Annotated in this window: 1 protein-coding gene; it reads left to right on the forward strand. The window is 54.3% G+C overall.

All coding sequences use genetic code 11. The features are described from left to right. A partial coding sequence (locus tag NI467_RS14710) for a hypothetical protein (RefSeq protein ID WP_253153511.1) occupies window positions 1–219 on the forward strand: 219 nt, incomplete at both ends.

The raw sequence follows: 219 nt of genomic DNA on the forward strand, positions 1-219 counted from the left end.
CCGAGTCTGAGTCGCTATCCGAGTCTGAGTCGCTGTCTGAATCCGAATCGCTGTCTGAATCCGAATCGCTATCTGAGTCCGAATCGCTGTCTGAGTCCGAATCGCTGTCTGAATCCGAGTCGCTGTCAGAGTCTGAGTCGCTGTCTGAATCAGAGTCGCTATCCGAGTCTGAGTCGCTGTCCGAATCTGAGTCGCTGTCAGAGTCGCTATCCGAGTCTG

The organism is Acinetobacter sp. S4397-1 (assembly GCF_024129285.1).
Classification (GTDB): Bacteria; Pseudomonadota; Gammaproteobacteria; order Pseudomonadales; family Moraxellaceae; genus Acinetobacter; species Acinetobacter lwoffii_C.